The sequence below is a fragment of the Hamadaea sp. genome, assembly GCF_013362815.1.
Classification (GTDB): domain Bacteria; phylum Actinomycetota; class Actinomycetes; order Mycobacteriales; family Micromonosporaceae; genus Hamadaea.
Window position 1 is genome coordinate 71228 of the sequence record NZ_JABFVK010000015.1, and the last position, 18143, is coordinate 89370.

Sequence of the window (18143 nt, forward strand, 5' to 3'; positions counted from 1 at the left end):
CACCCAGCGCGAATGAGCGTGCTAGACGCGGCGGCGTACCTTCTTCGGCCCGACGATGAGGGCCAGGATCAGGATGACCAGCCCCAGCAGCACCATGCCGACGCCCATCAACAAGTACGGGCGCAGCACGAAACCGGTCGAGGCGAGGCCGCCGGAATCGGAGCCGGTCGCGGAGTCGTCCGTGGCGTCGGCGGGGTCGTCCGTCGAACTACCGGCGACGGCCGTCACCGGACGAGCGGCCGGGCCGGGTACGAGGGTGACCTCGTGATCTTCGACTTCGCCGCCGTCGACCCAGCCGCCGGGCTTCGGCCCCGCTTCGGTCCGACCCGCCGAAAGCCGGCCGGTCGCGACCTCGGTCCGGCCCGCCTCGTAGAGGCGCAGCCGCAGGAACGTCTTGACCGACGCGCTCGGCAGCGAGAACGCCTTCCAGGTGAGCGTCGCGCTCGTCGCCGACGAGGAGAGCGACACCATCGCCCGCTCGGCGTCGTCGAACTTGCCGTTCTGGTTGACGTCCAGCCAGCCGGCCAGCAGCGCGGCCAACCCAGTGGTGTTCGTGATCTTCACGGTCAGCTTCGGCTTGGTCGAGACGATCTTCGTCCCGGCCGGTACGCCGTCGTCGTCGTTGAGCTGTGGGACGTTGCTGTCGTCGGTCGTCGCGTCGGCGTTGCCGAAGCCGTCCAGGTCGGCGTCGATGTTCGCGCCGATGCGCAGCTTCTTGCCGTGGTGCAAGTAGGACGACAGCACGTGCGCCGGTCCGCCGGAGTTGTCGAGCGTGCCGTAGGAGTCGGGCGCGTCACCGAAGTCGGTGGCGAGCAGGCAGTCCGCGCCGTCGTTGACCCGCAGCGCCGCCCCCTTCCCGTACGCCGTCGTCAGCGGCGGGGTGAACCCGGTACGCATCATGAACGTCTGGCTCTGCCCGGTCGGCGAACCGCCGGACTTCACGTCGTTGGCGCCGACGTAGAAGTTGCCGCTGCCGTCCTCCACGAACGCCGCGCCGTAGTTGGCGCTGTCGGGGAGGTCGGCGGTCACCGTCGCCACGTCGGTCACCTGACCCGAGGCCGGATCGACCTTGACGAGCTTGCGGAAGTTGCTGTCCAGCTCGACGGCGTACAGCAGGCCGTCCTGGTCGTAGACGTCCCAGTCGCCGACGTTCAGATAGGCGCGCCCGGGCGACGTACGCGACAGCGTCACATCCGTCAGCACCTGACCGAACGTCGGGCTGCCCGGCTTCACGTCGATCGCCATCAGGTGGTTCGCCGGCGTACGCGTGTGCACGATGTACTTGTCGCCGTCGACCGTGCCGGCCAGCGCCTCGAACCCGGTCAGCGCAGTGCCGGAGGAGTCCTGCGGCACCCCGACCTCGACGAGTTCGCCCTGCTCACCGAAGCGGACGAGCTTGTCCGGCGCATTGTCGACCGAGTGCACACCCCAGATCAGGTTCTGCGTCTTGGAGTAGCCGATCGCGTTCACGACGAAGTCGAACTGCTTGATCGGAATCAGTTTCGCCGTACTGATGTCGTAGCGGTTGAAGGTGGACCGCCCACTGCCCTCCGGCAGCGTCACCATGTACGCGTAGTTGGGGCAGGTCGCCCATGCGTCGGTCGCGGCCGGCGGCGCGGGGAGCGCCCGCGGAGCGGCGATCGGGGCGGCGTACGCCGCTGTGGATGATCCAGCCGCCATAAGAAGAGCGGCGACGGGCGCACCCCATCGCCGCGTTTTTTGCAAAACGCCCATATCGGACGTAACGAGAGCGCTGACCTGCTGTAACGAGCGGTCACATCTCGCAGTTGATCAGCACGGGCTCCGGTCGCAGGGTCACGCCGAACCGCTCATGCACGCCGTCGCGTACCTCGCGGGCGAGCTCCAGCAGGTCCTCGGTCCGGCCACCGCGATTGGTCAGCGCCAGCGTGTGCTTGCCCGAGATCGCCGCGCCGCCGCGCGCATACCCCTTGTGGAAGCCGGCGTGCTCGATCAGCCAGGCCGCGCTCACCTTCACCTTGCCGTCCGCCTCCGGCCACGTCGAAGGCTGCGAGCCGTCGACTCTCTCCACAAACATCTGGTACGCCGAGGCGGAGAGCACTGGATTCATGAAGAAGGAGCCGACCGAACGGGTATCGGGATCCTCCGGATCCAGCACCATGCCCTTGCCCGAGCGCAGGGCGAGCACTGCTTCCCTGGCCTGCTCCAGACTCACGTGGTCGCCGGGTTCCACCCCGAGTCGTCTGGCCAGTTCGGCGTACCGGATGGGCGTGGAGACGGACGAGCGGACCAGGCGCATGGCCACGGACAGGACCACCCACCTGTCGTTGTGTTTGAACTTGCTGCCGCGGTACGCGAACTCGCACTCGGCCGCGGACAGCTCCACGACCTCGTCGGCGAGCCGGTCGAGGACGGTGACCGCGGTGATCACCTCGGACACGTCCTGGCCATAGGCGCCGACGTTCTGGATCGGCGTCGCACCCGTCGACCCCGGTACGCCGGACAGGCACTCGACGCCCGCGAGCCCCTCGGCGACCGTGTACGCGACGAAGCCGTCCCAGTTCTGCCCGGCCTGGACCACCAGCTCCACGGTCTTGCCGTCGTCGGCGGTGATGCTCCAGCCGTCGGACCGGATGAGCACCACGAGACCGGGGAAGCCGTCGTCGCCGATCACGACATTGCTGCCGCCCGCCAGGATCAGCACCGGGCCGTCACCGGCGGACCGTACACTTTGCACGATCTCATCGACGCTGTTCGCGACGATCATCCGCCGGGCTGGACCGCCCAGGCCGAGGGTGGTCCAACGGGCGAGCGACACATCAGGGCTGACCTCAGGCACGCACTCACCCTAAGCTGTGCTCGGGACGGCGGTAAGCGGGAGGACCGGATGAGCAGGACGCACGGCAGCAAGGAGTTCTGGCTGGCCGCACTGCGGCCGGAGATCTCGGCGTTCCGATCGGCCGCGGCCGAGGCGCTCGACGCCGACCCGGAGATCGCGGTCCCCTCGTGCCTGGGGTGGACGATTCTCGATCTGGTTCACCACCTCGCCTATGTCTATCAACGGCACCTGTCCCACCTCAGCCGTGGGCTCACCACTGATCCGCAGCTGCCCTCGATCGACGACGGTACGCCCGCCGACCAGCGACCCGCCGCGACCGAGGCCATCAAGCTCTTCGACGAACGAGCCGAACGGCTGCTCACGACGCTGGAGGCGCTCGACCCGGAGATGCCCGCCTGGAACTGGGCGCCGCAGGCGAAGAAGGTCGCCTTCTGGGACCGCCGCCTCGCGCTGGAGACCGCGGTGCACCGCTGGGATGCGCAGATGGCGATCGCCCGGGCCGAGCCGATCGAGGACCGGCTCGCCGCCGACGGGGTCAGCGAGGTGCTCGACACCTGGCTGCCGGCCGGTGGGACGCGGCGCAAGGGCCCGGCCGACAAGATCGGCGTGGTGCACCTGCTCGCCACCGACACCGGCGACGAGTGGTTCCTGCGGTTACGCGGTCAAGGCGTCGCGCTGCTGGACACCGACACGATCCTCGACAGCGAGGAGCCCGACCCGCGCGTGTCCGCCTCGGGGACGGCGTCCGACCTTCTCCTGGCGATGTACGGGCGGGTCGGCTTCGACGTCCTGGAGCTGGCCGGGGACGAGTTCCTCCTCGAGGCCCTCCGAGTCGGCTGATGACCGGCCGACCCACACTCGAGCAGGTGGCTGAACGCGCGGGCGTGTCCCGGGCGACCGTCTCCCGCGTCGTCAACGGCTCCCCCACCGTCACACCGGCGATCCGCGAGGTCGTCGAGCGGGCTATCGCCGAACTCGGTTACGTGCCCAACCAGGCCGCTCGCAGCCTGGTCACTCAGCGTACGGACTCGATCGCACTGATCCTGCCGGAAAGCGAGTTCCGGGTCTTCTCGGAGGACCAGGCGATCCCCGGCTTCATCCGGGGTGTCTCCCAGGAACTCGAAGCGGCCGACAAACAATTGGTTCTCATGGTCGGCGGCTCCCCGTCCGCCCACGACCGGATCGAGCGGTACGCCTTGGCCCGCCACGTCGACGGCGTGATCATCGCATCGATGCACGGCGCCGACCCGTTGCCCAATTCGCTGCACCGCATGGGCATTCCCGTGGTCTGCGGCGGCCGGCCGCTCGGCCGGAGCGTCGTCCCGTACGTCGAGGTCGACAGCGTCGGCGGAGCCCGTCTCGCCGTACGCCATCTGCTGACGCGCGGCCGGACCCGGATCGCCACCGTCGCCGGGCCGCAGGACATGGTCGCGGGCATCGACCGGCTGGCCGGCTATCGGCAGGAACTCCAGGACTCCGACCGGCGCTCGATCGTCGCCGTCGGCGACTTCACCCGCGAATCCGGTGCGGTCGCGATGCGCCAGCTCCTCGCGGACGATCCGCACCTCGACGCCGTCTTCGTGGCGTCGGACCTCATGGCGTTCGGCGCGTTGACGGCGCTGCGCGAAGCGGGACGGCGGGTACCCGACGACGTGGCCCTGGTCGGCTTCGACGACGTCGAGCAGGCCCGGTACGCCGAACCTCCACTCACGACGGTGCGACAGCCGATCATCGGCCAAGGCCGGGAAATGGCCCGGCAGCTGTTGCGTCTCGTCGCCGGCGAGGAGATTCCTTCGTCGGTCGTCCTGCCTACCGAGCTCGTTGTGCGCGCTTCCGCTTGACGTGCTTAGCCGGAAAGGAGTAACCCACTCCGGGCGGTCAGGCTTGATCCCTGCGTGGGTTACTCCTTTCCGGCTCTGGTTGGTGCCTGGCCGTGGTGGGTTGAGGGCCAGTGGGGTTGGACGGCGTTTGGGGAGTTGACGGCGTTTGGGGAGTGGCTGGCGTTGCGCGGGGCAGCGCCGGTTAGAAGGTGGTCAGGTCGAGGATTAGCTGCGGTGCGAAGCCGGCCGCGACGGCGGCGAGCGTTACGAGGGTGAGTACCACGGCGATCGAGACTGCGGTGCGGGGGGCAGGCGTACTGCTGTCGCGGTAAAGCGGCAGAACCGCGCGCAGGTAGACGGCCAGCCCGACGACGGCTGCGAGCGCGGCGGCGGCCACCACGAACCAGGCCTTGGCGTCGACGAGCGCCTGGATCACGAAGACCTTCGCGAACAGGCCGGCGAGCGCGGGCGGCAGCCCGGCGAGGCCCACCACCGCGAACGCGTACGCCGCCGAGCGCACCGGCGCTGTCCGGCCCAGTCCGGCGTACTCGTCGAGGGTTCCGCCGTCGGCCCCGGCCGGGCGCAACGAGATCACTCCGGCAAAGGCGCCCAGTTCGACGGTCACATAGATCAACGCGTACGCCAGAGTCGCCGTGACCAACGGAGCGACGGAAGCGACGTGGACGGCGGCCAACGGGGCGAGCATGAAACCGGCCTGCGCCACCGACGACCACGCGAGCAGGCGCACCATCCGCTGCTGGCGCAGCGCGACGAGCGTACCGACTAGCAGCGTCGCGGCGGCGATGATGCCGAGCACCGGACCGGTGACCCGGGTCCAGGCCGGTCCGACGAGGACGGTGGCATAGACGATGGCGACCAGGCCACCGAGCTTCGACGCCGTCGACAAGTACGCCGCGATCGGCAACGGTCCACCGTCGTACGTGGTGGGTGCCCAGGCGTGCGCGGGCACGGCGGCGACCTTGAACGCCAGCCCCACCAGCAGCAGAACCAGTCCCGCCCCGGCCAGCGGCCGCCCGGGACCGTGGACGTCGAGCGCAGTGGCCAGCGACCGGAAGTGCACCTGGCCGGTCGCGGCGTACATGAGGGCCGCGCCGAGCAGCGTCACCGCGGTCGCGGCCACACTGGTCAGCAGGAAGGTAACCGCAGCCTGCGCCGATTCGGGGGACTTGCGGCGCAACCCGACCAGCACATAGAGCGGCAGGGTCAGCGTCTCCAACGCCACGATGAGCGTGATCAGATCCCGGGCCCCGCCCAGCGCCACACCGCCGGTCATCGAGGCGGCCAGGAGGAAGGCGTACTCGCCGGTGGGCAGGTCACCGCGCAGCAGAGTGGGCGCGGAGAGCAGCAGGACCAGCGCGGTGATCGTCGCGATCGCGATCGCGAGCAGCGTGGTGCGGTCGTCGAGCTCCCAGGAGCAGCCGCTGTCGACGCAGAACGATCGGCGCGAGTGACCCGCACCGACGATGCCCGAGCCGACGGCGGTCGCGGCCGCGCCGAGGACGCCCACGCCGAGCGTCACCGCGACCCGCCCGGCCAGCAGGTCCGCGACGAGCACGAGCACGGCGGTCCCGGCCGCGAGATACAGCGGGAGAAGTCCGATGTGGTCGATCATCGCGCCACCAACTCGATCACCTTCGGCATCGACTCCAGCACATAGCCGTTGACCAGCGCGGGAACCAGCCCGATGGCCAGCGCGAGCAGCACGAGCGGCGCCCAGGCCAGGCCCTCGGCCATGGTCACCGCGGGAATTCCGGTCACCGCGGGCGCCGCCGGGCCATGGGTCACCCGCCTCAACAATCTCAACAGGTACGCCGCTGTCAGCGCTCCGCCGACGGCGGCGACGACGGCGAGCCACAGCCAGCCGCCACCCAGTTGAACGGCGGCGACGACGGCGAACGCCTCGCCCCAGAAGCCGGCCAGGCCGGGCAGTCCGAGGCTGGCGAGCGCGGCGAATCCGAGGATCCCGGCCAACGCCGGTGAGGTCTCCCGCAGCCCGCCGAGTTCGTGCAGGTCACCGGTGTGGGTCCGGTCTTTGATCGCACCGGCGAGGAAGAACAACAGGCCGGTGATCACGCCGTGGGCGATGTTGCCGAGCAGCGCGGCCTGGACCCCCGTCGAACTGGCGAACCCGCCGCTCGCCGCGCCGGCGGCGATGCCGAGCAGCACGAACCCCATGTGCCCCACGCTCGAGTACGCGATGAGCCGCTTGAGTTCACGCTGGGCCAGACAGACGAGCGAGCCGACGATGATCGCGACGACGGCGAGGACGCCGAGCACCGGAGCCACGGCTTTGGCTCCCTCGGGCAGGATGCCCAGCCCGACCCGGATCAGCCCGTAAGTGCCCATCTTCAGCAGCACCCCGGCGAGGATCACGCTGCCGACCGTCGGAGCCTCGGTATGCGCTGCGGGCAGCCAGGTGTGCAGCGGCCACAGCGGAGCCTTGACCGCGAACGCGACGGCGAGCACCACGAACAGGCCGATCTGCGTACTCCGGGGCAGGGAGGGCTCGATCGACAACAGATCCATGTCGAAGCTGCCCGCCGACGTCCCGATCCCCAGTACGCCGATCAGCAGCAGCACCGAGCCGAACAGGGTGTACAGGGCGAACTTGCGGGCGGCGCGCCGCCGGTCCGGCCCGCCCCAGCCCGCGATCACCGCGTACATCGGGAGCAGGACGACCTCGAACGAGATGAAGAACAACACGAGGTCGAGAGACAGGAAGACGCCCAGCAGGCCGACCTCGATGATCAGCAGCAACGCGGCGAGCTTCGCACCGGACGGCCGGTCCTCCGGCGATCGCCACACCGTGTACGCACAGCACAGCAGGGTCAACAGCGTCGTGAGCACGACCAGCGGGTAGGAGATGCCGTCGACCCCGAGAGCGAACTTGACCCCGATCGACGGGACCCAGTCATAGCGCACCTGGTGCCAGAGGCCGCTCCCCCGGCTGGCGGCCAGCGGCAGCGACAGGAGGAAGGTGAGCGCCGCCGCGCCGGTGGCCACGATCCGCCCGGCCCGATCCGGCAACAGTGCGGCGGCGATCGCTCCGGCCAGCGGAATCAGGAGCAGCAGGGTCAGCAGGCTCATCATCGCAGCAGTCCGTTCAGGGCGAAGACGACGACGGAGACGGCAGCGATCATCAGCACTCCGGCGAGCGCCCGGGGGATGCCCGAGCGATGCCAGCGGGTGAGCGTGCCGCCGAGGGCGAGCGTTCCAGCGCCGACACCGGTCACCACGCCGTCCACGCCGGACTCGTCGACCGCCCGGGTCACTCGGGCCAGCCCGCGTACGGGTGCGACGACCAGCGCGTTCTGCACGGCGTCGAGCCCGAACGCCGACGCGACGAAGCCCCGGGCCCGGCCCAGCACGCTCGCCGGATCCCCGGTACGCCGCCAGCCCCACCAGGCCGCGAAGAGCCCGGCGACGACCAGGACGATGGGCAGCAGCGCCAACGCGTCCAGTTCGGTCAGTTCCCGGTTCGCGGCGTACGCCCCCAGCCCCAGCCCAGCCGCGGGAACCGCCAGGACGAGCAGCGGTACGCGCATCACCCAGCTCGGGACGTGCACGTGATCGTTGTAGCCCGGTCCGAAGAACACGCGCAGCCACAGGCGCATGGCGTACCAGGCGGTGACGAAGGTGCCGACCAGCCCGGCGAGGTAGACGGCCAGCGCAGTGCCGCCGGTGCCGTGCTCGGCGGCGGTGAGGATCGCCTCCTTGCTCCAGAACCCGGCCATCGGCGGGATGCCGGCCAACGCGGCGAGACCGATCGTCATCGTCCAGAAGGTCACCGGCAGCGCCTTGCGGAGGCCGCCCATCCGGGACATCAGGTTCGTCCCGACCGCGTGGATGACGCCGCCTGCGGCGAGGAAGAGCAGCGCTTTGAAGGCCGCATGGGTGAGCAGGTGGAAGATCGCCGAGTCGCGCGCGCCGACCGCCAGCGCCCCGGTCATGTAACCGAGCTGGCTGACCGTCGACCACGCGAGTACGCGTTTGATGTCGTCCTGCGCGGTCGCGGCGAACGCGCCCAGCAGCAGGGTTATCACGGCCATGACGCCCAGCACCGTCAACGAGGCGGGTGCCGCCGCGAAGACCGGGTAGAGCCGATCCACCACGTAGACCCCGGCCGCCACCATCGTCGCGGCGTGGATCAACGCCGAGATCGGGGTCGGGCCCGCCATCGCATCAGGCAACCAGGTATGCAGCGGGAACTGCGCGCTCTTGCCCGCCACCCCGGCCAGCAGCAAGATCGCGGCGGCGGTGAGCGTACCGGTGGTCATCTGGGGCAGCGCCGATAGGACGTCGGCGATCCGGAAGCTGCCCGCGTTCACCCCGAGCAGGGCGATGCCCAGCAGGAAGCCGACGTCGCCGACCCGGGTGACGAGGAACGCCTTCACAGCGGCCGCCGGTGCTTCGGGCAACTTCCGATCGTGCGCGATCAGCAGGTAGGAGCACGCGCCCATGACTTCCCAGCCGACCAGCACCAGGATCAGGTCGCCGCCGACCACCACCGCCAGCATGGCGGCCGTGAAGATGCTGATCTGGGCGGCGTACGGGCCGTAGCGCTCGTCGCCCTTCAAATAGCCGATCGAGTAGACCTGGACCGCCAGCGCGACGATCGCGACGGCGAGCGCGACGAACAAGGCTCGCTGATCGATCGCCACGCCGAGGGTGACCTGGAAGCTGCCGAGGGTCACCCATTCCCGCGACGTCTCGAACCCGGCCCGCGCGACGTCGTCGGCGAGCAGCGCAGACACGATGAGCAGCGAGACAGCGGCGCCGGCCACTCCGAGTGCCGCGCCGACCGCGCGGCCGGCCCGTGGAGTCACCAGCCCGATCAGGCCGAGAACTGCGGGAACCGCCGGGAGCAGCGGCCCGAGAGTGTCAGGCGACATCCGGCACCCCCGTCTTGTCGGCAGCGGCGTCGGCCACGTCGGTGTCCCCGGTGTCGTCGTCGCCGGGCTCGGCCAGCGGCAGCTCGTCGACGTTGATCGCCGCCTTCAGCCGGAACAGTTGCAACACCACCGCCAGGCCCACCCCGATCTCGGCGGCGGCGATGACGATCACGAACAACGTGAAGATCTGCCCGGTCGGGGCGGCCTTGGGCAGCGTCGCGTCGGCGGTGACGAAGATCAGGTTCACCGCGTTGAGCATCAGCTCGACCGACATCAGCAGCAGGATCGCGTTCCGCCGCCGCAGTACGCCGAGGACGCCGAGACCGAACAAGGCGCTGGCCACGGCGTACGGGATGAAGGGGTGCATTATTTGGCCCCCCGGCTCACCACGACCGCGCCGATGAGTGCACCGAGCAGGAGTACCGAGACCACCTCGAACGGCAGCGTCCACGTCGTGAAGATCGGCCCGCCGACCGTCTCGGCGTTGCCGTGCTGAGCGGGCAACTCATACCGAGTCCACCCGTACGCCACCGCGAACAACGTGCCGAGACTCAGCCCGACGCCGACCCCGACGACGCTCGCCGGTCCGATCCGGCGGTCCAAGTCGGGGCTCGGCCCGATCGGGGCACGCGTCAGCATCACCGCGAACAGGAGCAGCACCACGACCGCGCCAAGGTAGATCAGCACCTGAGTCCAGGCCACGAGCTCGGCCCCGAGCAGGAGGAACTCCACCGCCAGGGAACCGAGGCAGACCACCAGCCAGAGCCCCGCGCGTACCACTTGATTGGTCGCGACGACCGCCCACCCGGCGCCGACCGCGACCAGACCGACCCCCGCGAGCAGAAGATCCAAACCTGTCATGCGATCACCGGCCTGCGGCCGGCGCTCGCATTGAGACTGAGCTGGCCGATGACCGGCCGGGGGCCGGTCATGAAGTCGCCGCCTTCTTAGCGGCGGCCTGTTCCTCCTTGGCCGGCTCGCCGCGCGGATCGTGCACCGGCGGCGGCGGAACCGTGGGCATCCACGCGCCGAGGTGCTCCTTCTCGTGGAGCAGATCGCGGATGTCGTACTCGGCGTATTCGAACTCAGGCGTCCAGTAGAGCGCGTCGAACGGGCAGGCCTCGATGCAGATCCCGCAGTACATGCACAGCGAGAAGTCGATGGCGAACCGGTCGAGCACGTTGCGCTGGCGCGGCCGGGCCGCGCCCGGCACCACGACCTCCTCCTTGTGGGAGTCGATGTAGATGCACCAATCGGGGCACTCGCGCGAGCAGAGCATGCACACCGTGCAGTTCTCCTCGAGCAACGCGATCACGCCCCGGGACCGCGGCGGGAGGTCCGGAGCGACATCCGGATACTGCTGGGTGTGCGACCGGCGGGTCATCGTCTTGAGCGTGACCGCCAGCCCTTTCGCCAGGCCCGCACCCGGGAATCCGCCCTCACTCATGCCGCACATCATTCCCTGTGCGGCCGACACGCGCGAGCACCGGGTCACGACGAGGTGGAGAACTCGGCCGATCCGCTGATTGATCATCGAGCTGGCGAGACGGTAGCGTCCGAGAGCTTTTCAGCAATCGCTTGGCTCACGGGAGGAACGGCGGATGCGTCGAACCGCTGCGTTAGCAGCCTTCACCCTGCTCGCGGGCTTGTTGTCGGTTCCGCCGGCGGCAGCCGTGCCAACCGGACCGCTGACGACGGCGACGGACACCCCTTCGCTACCCACGACGACCATGAGCGGCGCCATCACCGACACGCTTACCGGAGCACCCGTCCCCGGTGCCTGCGTGGTCTTCCGGGACGGCGGTTCGAACGGACGGAAGGTCGGCTCCGTCTGCGCTGACGACGACGGCCATTACTCGCTGAGCTGGCGTACCGCGACCGCGACCATCCTTACCGCTCTGGCCGAAGCGCCCGGCTACTTCCGGGGTTGGGCCACCGGCGCGACCAGTGGCAGCGTATTCATCGGGGCCGGGTCCGCTCCGACCAAGAACTTCGCCATCGCGCCGACCGGCCGATCGAGCCTCTCCGGCCGGATCACCCGCCCCGGCGGCGCCGGGCAGGGTTACGCGATGGTGACGGCGTATTTGGCGAACGGGCAAATCGTCGATTACACGAACGCCACGGTCGACGGTTCCTTCACGCTCGCCAACCTGCCGGCTGCCAGCGTCAGAGTGAAGATCTCCGCGTCCGGCTTCGCCGACCAGTGGTGGCCGGGCAAGACCACCCAGGCCGATGCCGGGACGGTGGCGCTGGCCGACGGCGTCGTCACCACACTGAACGAACAGCTGCTGCCGGTCTCGCCGCTCCCCGCGCAGCCGGTCGCGTTCAACGGCGGCGGGACGGTCACCGACCTCGCGACCGGCCAGCCCGTCGCCTACGCGGTCGTGCTGATGGCGACGCAGTACAAGACGATCGCCCGGACGACAACCGGCCTCGATGGCCGGTACGCCTTCAGCGGCCTCCCGCCGATCGGCATGGGCGTCAACGTCCAGGCCGAGGGGTACGCCTCGACCTGGGCCCCCGACGATCCGGAATTGGCCACAGTCGTCACCGGCCCGACCTTCGTTCAGGACGTGGCATTGGCGAAGGGCAGCGGCACGTTGCTGCTCCATCTGCAAGATTACGACGGGCTTCCCTTGGACGGCCGCAGCTCGTTCAGCCTCACCGCCACGACCGGCACCTGGCGCTTCTCCGGAAGGATCGAGCTGACGGGCGATCTGCGAGTGACTGACCTTCCGCCGGGCACTTACATCGTGAGCACAAGCCCGCCCGGTAGAGCATCATGGCGGGTCGGGACGTTCACCGTGACGGCTGGCACGACGACGGAAGCCTCGGCGAGTCATCCAGAGCCGGGACACTCGGTCGTGACCGTGCTCGACGAGTCGACCGGAGCGCCCGTTCCAGGTATCTGCGTCGTCGCCGACTACCGCGTCCAAGGGTGCACCGCCGCGGACGGCCGGGCCGTGGTCGGCCCGTTCTGGACGGAAGCCGACACCATGTCGACCTTCCGAGTCGCCGAGTCTCCGATCAACTACGCGGCGTCGACCGACGCACCGACGAGGATCGCGACCGAGACCACCGCGACGATCCGCGTACGCCGGGCGGCGGCGATCTCGACGGCGGTGCGAGGCGACACCGGTGGCCATCTGCCCTCGCTGGTGTGCATCGACGTCGCCCGCCCGCTGAGCCTGACCTCCGGCGGGACGGAGAGGTACTGCTCCTCCCCGGACACCGCAGGCCGGGTGACGTTCGGCCTGATCCCGCCCGGACCGATGCAGCTGCTGGTGAGCAGCAACCTGTACTCGATCCAGTGGCTCGGCCCGAACGGCGGCACCGGAGATCAGCGGCAGGCGTCCGTCGTGACCGGAGTCGCGGGGCAGATCGTCGCCGCACCGGACATCCAGATCCCCGTAAGCATGACGAGCATCAGCGGCACGATCGTCAGCGCGGCCACCGGTAAGCCGATCCCCGACGTGTGTCCCCGCGTCGTCGGCATCCCGTCCGGCCTCGCCAGCGTGACCTGCAGCGACGCGAACGGCATCTACTACGTGGGGAATCTCGGGCCTTACCAGTGGCCGCTCGTGGTCAGCGCGTACGGATACGCCGTCACGTGGTCGGGTGGAGCGGGCAACCGATTCGACGCGCTTTACGTGGGACCGGGTTACCAGACGGTCGACCTGCGGCTGGACTCGCAGGGGATCATCGCGCCGATCACGCCGCCGAGCGGAGCCGCCGACTGGCACGTCGACGTCTTCGACGCGCGTACCGGGGATCTGCTCGGGTCGGCCGCCGCAGGAGAGTCCATCCCGAGGCTGAATACGGGCTGGGTACTCATCCGCTACACCGACGGCGCCGGAAAGGCATGCTGGCTGCAACGCTCAGATCAGCGACGGCTCACGGCGTACTTCTGGGTAGCGGCGGGGTCCACCTCGACCGGTGTCGCCGTCGACTCGACGTGCACGACAGCGACTCCGGCGCTCAAGTCTCCGGCGCTGCCGCGTCGATGACCTGACGGCAAGAGCCCCGCCCTCCACGAGAGCGGGGCTCTTTCGCGTACGCCTATCGCCGGGGCAGCCCCTGGGTGAACGGCGTGGAGCCGCAGTTGACCTGGGCGTCGAGATTGAGATTGGTGACCACACCGGCCGTGACTCCGACCGGCGCCGCCACCACACGCCGACCCGGCGGCGCGGGCGGGCCGTACCAGCAACCCACGCCCTCCGCCCCGAAGTTGACGTAGACCGGCCCGGTGTTCAGCAGCGGAATCTTGTAGGTCCCCGTCTGAGAGTTGTCCGGCGCGAAGGATCGGTAGATGGCGTCCCCGGTCCGCGCGTCGTAGACGACCACCCACATCTCGTTCCAGCCACCGCTCGGCCCGCGAAGGGTTCCGGTCAAGGTGCCCTGAGGCGCCATCGTCACATTCATGGTTCCGGTGCCGTTCGGCGGGATCTGGGCCAACGTCGCCGAGAAGCGATCCGTCGCGCTGCCCGACCACGTCGTGGCGTACACGTAGGGGTAACCGATGAACTTCACCGGCCACTTGTACGGTCCCAGATCCTTGATCGTGTACTGACCCTGCGCGTTGGTGCAGCGTCCGCTAGGCAGCCCGAGAATGCCCGGATAGAACGCCCACGGATAGGTGCAGACCCCGGAGACCGGACTGCCGGCGGCGTTCTTGACGACACCGGTGATCGAGCCCGGTGGGTCCATCCGGACCGTCGGGATGGCGACGGTCGTCTTGCTCGGAATGCTGATCATCGTCGCCAGACGCTGGTCACCCGTACCACCGCTGGCGGTCACCCACTGATCGCCGTAGAGCTTCGGCGGCGGGGTGTACGGGTTACGCGACTGCCACGCGTACAACTGGAATCGCGGTGACCCTTCGAACGGACCCATCTCCACCCTGCCGTCCGACCACGAGCAGTAGGTTGGCCCGCGATCCTGAGTCCCGTTCGTCATGATCTCGACGACGTAGAAGCAGATGGTGCCCACGCCCTGGCCGGTGGCGGCGTCCACGACGTTGGTGGTGAGCGCCGCACCGCGTCGCAGTGTCCAGGAGACCTTGGTGGTCTGACCACGTTCGACATGGATGTAATGCTCGCCCGGCAGCGGGAAGTGGGTCGGTGCGCCGGTGAGTTCGTAGGTCCAGTCGCCCGGCACCACGTCGGTGACGACGATCTTGCCCGCCGATCCGCAGTGGTTTCCCGGGTCGGACGAGGTGTTGAGGTAGACGCACGGCTTGTCGACCGGCGCGCCCGTGTCCTGGTCGGTGACGGTGAACTCGACCGCGCCGAGCGGCAGCCATTGCTCGTTGACGACGACCTCGCCGCCCGCCGTCACCGTGAAGACGTCACCCGCCTCGAAGGTCTCCTTCTGGTGGGCCCATTGGTGTCCGTGGACGTTGTCCTCGATGGAGACCTTGTAGTCCCCGGGCGGGATGTTCTTCAGCGAGTACGCCCCGACGGTGCCGGAGTCCCAGGTGTAGGCGATGGCCGACCACGATTGGTCGACCTTGGTGACCGACACCGTCGACTCGATGGGCGCGCCCTTGTCGTCGGTGATCTGGCCCTTGACGACACCTGCGCCCACGCCGAGCGTGAAGTCCCGAGTCACCAGGTCGTACTGGGGAATCGACATGTGGTCGGCATTGAGGAAGTCGGGTGCGTTCCAGTTCCATCGCTCACGGAAACCCGCCGCGGTGATCCGGATCTTGACGTCCAAGTCGCCGGGTACGCCGGTGATGAGGTAGCGCCCGTCGGCATCGGTGCAGAAGGTGCCCGCCTCGGTTGTGGAGGTGGAGAAAAGGGTGAGGCAGGCGCCGGCGATGGGTGTGCCGGTCCCCTCCGCAGTCACGACCCCCGTCAGACCGACGGGATCGGCCACCGCCGGGGCCGCGAGCAGCGAAGACGTCAGCGCTGCGACGACCACCACGGCACCGAGTCTGAGCCGGTTTCGCGTACGTGTCATGCGCGAACGATAGCGACGCTCGGCAAAGTCTGGGGGGCGGCTGTGCGCCCGGTTCCAGCGAGATCAAAACCAGCCCGATCCGGCGATTGACCGCTGATCATGACGGTCATAGCGTTGGCGCGCCTTGTTCTTGCAAGCCTCACGGGGAGGTACGGCGTGATGCGCCGGACTGCAGCGATCGCAACGACGTTCACCTTGCTCGCCGGCTTACTCGCGGCGCCGTCATCGGCTCAGGCGGCCGGAACGCCGGGAGTTCTCGAGGGAACCATCACCGAGTACGAGACCGGGAAGCCACTCCCGGGCGCATGTGCTCGCGTCCTGAGCACAGCCTGGAACGAACTAGCCACGGCCTGTGCCGACGCCGACGGCCACTACGCCACCACCCCGCTTCAGGCGAACGTCCAGTTTCGAGTCCAGTTCACCGCGACCGGACATGCCGATCGCTGGGGGCCCAATGAGCCCACGGTCTTCACCTCCGGCGGCTACGGAGTCACCGCAACGGATGGTAGGACCCTCGACGCCGCCCTACCGGCCCGAGCGGGCACCGTTTCCGGACGCGTCACCGACCCGGAAGGCTCAGGCGAGTCGCTGCTGTACGTGGAGGCCCGAGTCGGCGGCGTGCGTAAGGGCACCGCCAGGACCAAAGCCGATGGGACCTACGAACTGACCGGCCTCGTCCCCGGCACCTACGACGTCGTCACGTACGGCGGTTGTCTCCCGGAGGTCACCGTCGCCGCGGTCGTCGTGACTGACGGCGGCTCGACAGCGGTGGACTCTCATCACGCCACTCGAAACTGCACGGGAGGAAACCGAACCTTCGCGGGCAAGGTGGTCGACGGGCTGACCGGGGCGGCCATCCCGAATGCGTCCTACCGGGTCGTGGCGTACGCATTCGACTTCGAGGTGGCGGCCGGATTCAGCGACGCGACCGGCGCGTACCTCGTGGACGGTTTGACGTCGTCGCTGAACACGCATCGAGTTGAGGTGTCCGCGCCCGGCTACGCGAAGCAATGGGCGTACGGCGGGCGCACGATGTCGATGGGAAGCCCGTTCAACCCGGGAATGACCGAGATTCCGCTGGCCCCGGCATGGGGAGGACTGCAAGGGCGGGTCACCGCGCCGGACGGCCAGCCGGTCAAGGCGACCGTGACGATCTTCGGGCCCGCCCGGCTACGCCGGAGCCAGGTCACGGCGGCAGACGGCAGCTACTCGTTCGCGGACCTGCCGCCGGGTGACTGGACCTTGCAGATCCAGCACGCCACTCTGGGCACGCAGTGGTACCCGCAGGTGCCGCCCAGCACTACCACGACCTCCGCTCCGCCGAATGCAGGACACATCACCATCGTCCCCGACACCGTCGCCACCCTGAACGAGCAGTACGCGGAACGAGCTCACGTCGCGGTGACGCTGCTCGACACCGTCACCGGTCAGCCGATCATCGACGGTTGTGTGACGGTATACGGCTCCTCGGTCTTCGATCCCCCCGCGCAAAGCTGCACCAACGCAAACGGTGTCTACCGCATGGACGTGCCTCCGGCGATCAGTGGAGCGGTCAACGCGGAATCGCCGGGCGCATTCCTCGGCAACCAGACCGGTATCGCGATGGCCTCCGGTCAGACAGTGCCGATCACCCTGCGGCTGCAGCCAGCCGGAACCATCACCGTGCCCATCCAGCACAATCCGGACGGCACGATTCCACCGGTGTGCGTGCTCGTCGTGCCGAAAACCACGTTCTCGACCCTGGGAAGCGAGCTGGGCCCTTGGTGTAACACGAACACCGGGGTCTCCCAGGACTCGATCACCGTCGGCAAGCTGTCCCTCGGCCCTGTCCAATTGTTCGTGTGGGCTAGTGACGCTTCCCAAGGCTCGCAATGGCTGGGCACCGTCGGCGGAACTGGTCAGCGGGAACAAGCGGCGGTGATCGACGTACGCCGTGGCGCCAACACCAGTCCGGTCGTCAAGCTCGACGCGGCCGCCACGGTGTGGGGTTCAGTCAGCGGCCAGGTCAGCGGCTCAGGCCTGACCGTTCTGGCCGGCGGAATGACTCCTGGCTTCCACTCGCAGTGTGGGACGAACTATGTCTATGCCTACTGCATGGACAACGACAGCGCGTACCAGTTGCGGCTCGGGCCCTATGCCTGGCCGTTGGAGGCGTACGCGCCATCCGTCGGGCTGACCTGGTCCGGTGGCGCCGGCAGCCGGGCAGACGCCCAACTCGTGCAGCTCCAGGCCGGAGCCTATGTTCGATATGACCTCACTCTCAAGCCCGGCGGCGATTTCACCCTCGACGTGCCGGAGGGGACTACGGGATGGCGGCTCGAGACGTTCGACGCGCGTACCGGTGACGCGGCCGGAATCTTCGTCACTCACACCGTCAGCTCGGTAGCCCGAGGACCGCATCTGGTCCACGCCGTCTACACCGCGAACGGTTCGGAGCACTCATGCTGGCTGTACGACACCAGCGTGCCGCTGCGGAAGCCGAATCCGATCTTCTACGCGGGATTCGACGGCCAGTCGACTCGGCTGACCATCCGCCCGGGTGTCACCTGTCTCGACCAGGTTCCGTCGCTCGCCACGCCGCTGCCGAGACGCTGACCGGGGCCCTCGCGGAAGGCTGGACCGAACCGG

General features: G+C 68.9%; 13 protein-coding genes. 4 read left to right on the plus strand and 9 right to left on the minus strand.

The genetic code is table 11. From position 1 onward, the window contains the following. Nucleotides 1-21: 21 nt before the first annotated feature. Both HOV77_RS08885 and HOV77_RS08890 read right to left on the minus strand, forming a co-directional pair. Nucleotides 22-1680 carry a GEVED domain-containing protein gene (locus HOV77_RS08885; protein WP_290860226.1) on the minus strand — a complete coding sequence of 553 codons (1659 nt, stop codon included), beginning with the start codon at nt 1678-1680 and terminating at the stop codon, nt 22-24. Between the two features lie 94 nt (nt 1681-1774). Further along, nucleotides 1775-2818, minus strand: coding sequence for a UDP-N-acetylmuramate dehydrogenase (locus tag HOV77_RS08890; protein ID WP_290860228.1), 1044 nt, complete (start codon nt 2816-2818; stop codon nt 1775-1777). 48 nt (nt 2819-2866) lie between these two features. Here HOV77_RS08890 and HOV77_RS08895 point away from each other — a divergent pair, with 48 nt between their 5' ends. Together HOV77_RS08895 and HOV77_RS08900 are read left to right on the plus strand one after the other, a co-directional pair. Continuing rightward, nucleotides 2867-3658 carry a maleylpyruvate isomerase family mycothiol-dependent enzyme gene (locus HOV77_RS08895; RefSeq protein ID WP_290860230.1) on the plus strand — a complete coding sequence of 264 codons (792 nt, stop codon included), beginning with the start codon at nt 2867-2869 and terminating at the stop codon, nt 3656-3658. After that, entirely contained in the window at nt 3658-4659 is a 1002-nt protein-coding gene (locus HOV77_RS08900) for a LacI family DNA-binding transcriptional regulator (protein WP_290860232.1), read from the plus strand. The genes HOV77_RS08895 and HOV77_RS08900 overlap by 1 nt, the downstream gene beginning before the upstream one ends. Nucleotides 4660-4840: 181 nt before the next feature. On the opposite strand, the gene HOV77_RS08905 is transcribed toward HOV77_RS08900, so the two are convergent. The 6 genes from HOV77_RS08905 to HOV77_RS08930 all read right to left on the minus strand — a co-directional run bounded on the left by HOV77_RS08905 (nt 4841) and on the right by HOV77_RS08930 (nt 11010). After that, nucleotides 4841-6271, minus strand: a complete 1431-nt coding sequence (locus HOV77_RS08905; RefSeq protein ID WP_290860234.1) for an NADH-quinone oxidoreductase subunit N — start codon at nt 6269-6271, stop codon at nt 4841-4843. Beyond that, on the minus strand, nt 6268-7746 hold the full coding sequence (locus HOV77_RS08910) for an NADH-quinone oxidoreductase subunit M (RefSeq protein ID WP_290860236.1): 1479 nt from the start codon (nt 7744-7746) through the stop codon (nt 6268-6270). The genes HOV77_RS08905 and HOV77_RS08910 overlap by 4 nt, the downstream gene beginning before the upstream one ends. Next, nucleotides 7746-9551 carry an NADH-quinone oxidoreductase subunit L gene (locus tag HOV77_RS08915; protein ID WP_290860238.1) on the minus strand — a complete coding sequence of 602 codons (1806 nt, stop codon included), beginning with the start codon at nt 9549-9551 and terminating at the stop codon, nt 7746-7748. Before HOV77_RS08915 ends, HOV77_RS08910 begins: the two co-directional genes overlap by 1 nt. Beyond that, the gene (gene nuoK, locus HOV77_RS08920) at nt 9541-9918 is read right to left on the minus strand and encodes an NADH-quinone oxidoreductase subunit NuoK (protein ID WP_290860240.1); all 378 of its coding nucleotides are present in this window, start codon (nt 9916-9918) and stop codon (nt 9541-9543) included. The genes HOV77_RS08915 and nuoK overlap by 11 nt, the downstream gene beginning before the upstream one ends. Next, complete coding sequence (locus HOV77_RS08925; protein ID WP_290860243.1) at nt 9918-10412, minus strand: NADH-quinone oxidoreductase subunit J; 495 nt, start codon at nt 10410-10412, stop codon at nt 9918-9920. Before HOV77_RS08925 ends, nuoK begins: the two co-directional genes overlap by 1 nt. A gap of 67 nt (nt 10413-10479) precedes the next feature. Further along, the gene (locus HOV77_RS08930; protein WP_290860587.1) at nt 10480-11010 is read right to left on the minus strand and encodes an NADH-quinone oxidoreductase subunit I; all 531 of its coding nucleotides are present in this window, start codon (nt 11008-11010) and stop codon (nt 10480-10482) included. 142 nt (nt 11011-11152) lie between these two features. Between HOV77_RS08930 and HOV77_RS08935 the strand changes: the two genes are divergently transcribed. Beyond that, nucleotides 11153-13558 (plus strand): carboxypeptidase regulatory-like domain-containing protein, encoded by a 2406-nt coding sequence (locus HOV77_RS08935; protein WP_290860245.1) that lies wholly within the window; start codon nt 11153-11155, stop codon nt 13556-13558. Between the two features lie 52 nt (nt 13559-13610). Here HOV77_RS08935 and HOV77_RS08940 read toward each other — a convergent pair whose 3' ends face one another. Then, the gene (locus tag HOV77_RS08940) at nt 13611-15515 is read right to left on the minus strand and encodes a carboxypeptidase regulatory-like domain-containing protein (protein WP_290860247.1); all 1905 of its coding nucleotides are present in this window, start codon (nt 15513-15515) and stop codon (nt 13611-13613) included. A 159-nt stretch (nt 15516-15674) separates the two neighbouring features. Between HOV77_RS08940 and HOV77_RS08945 the strand changes: the two genes are divergently transcribed. Beyond that, complete coding sequence (locus HOV77_RS08945; protein WP_290860249.1) at nt 15675-18110, plus strand: carboxypeptidase regulatory-like domain-containing protein; 2436 nt, start codon at nt 15675-15677, stop codon at nt 18108-18110. Nucleotides 18111-18143: the final 33 nt, after the last annotated feature.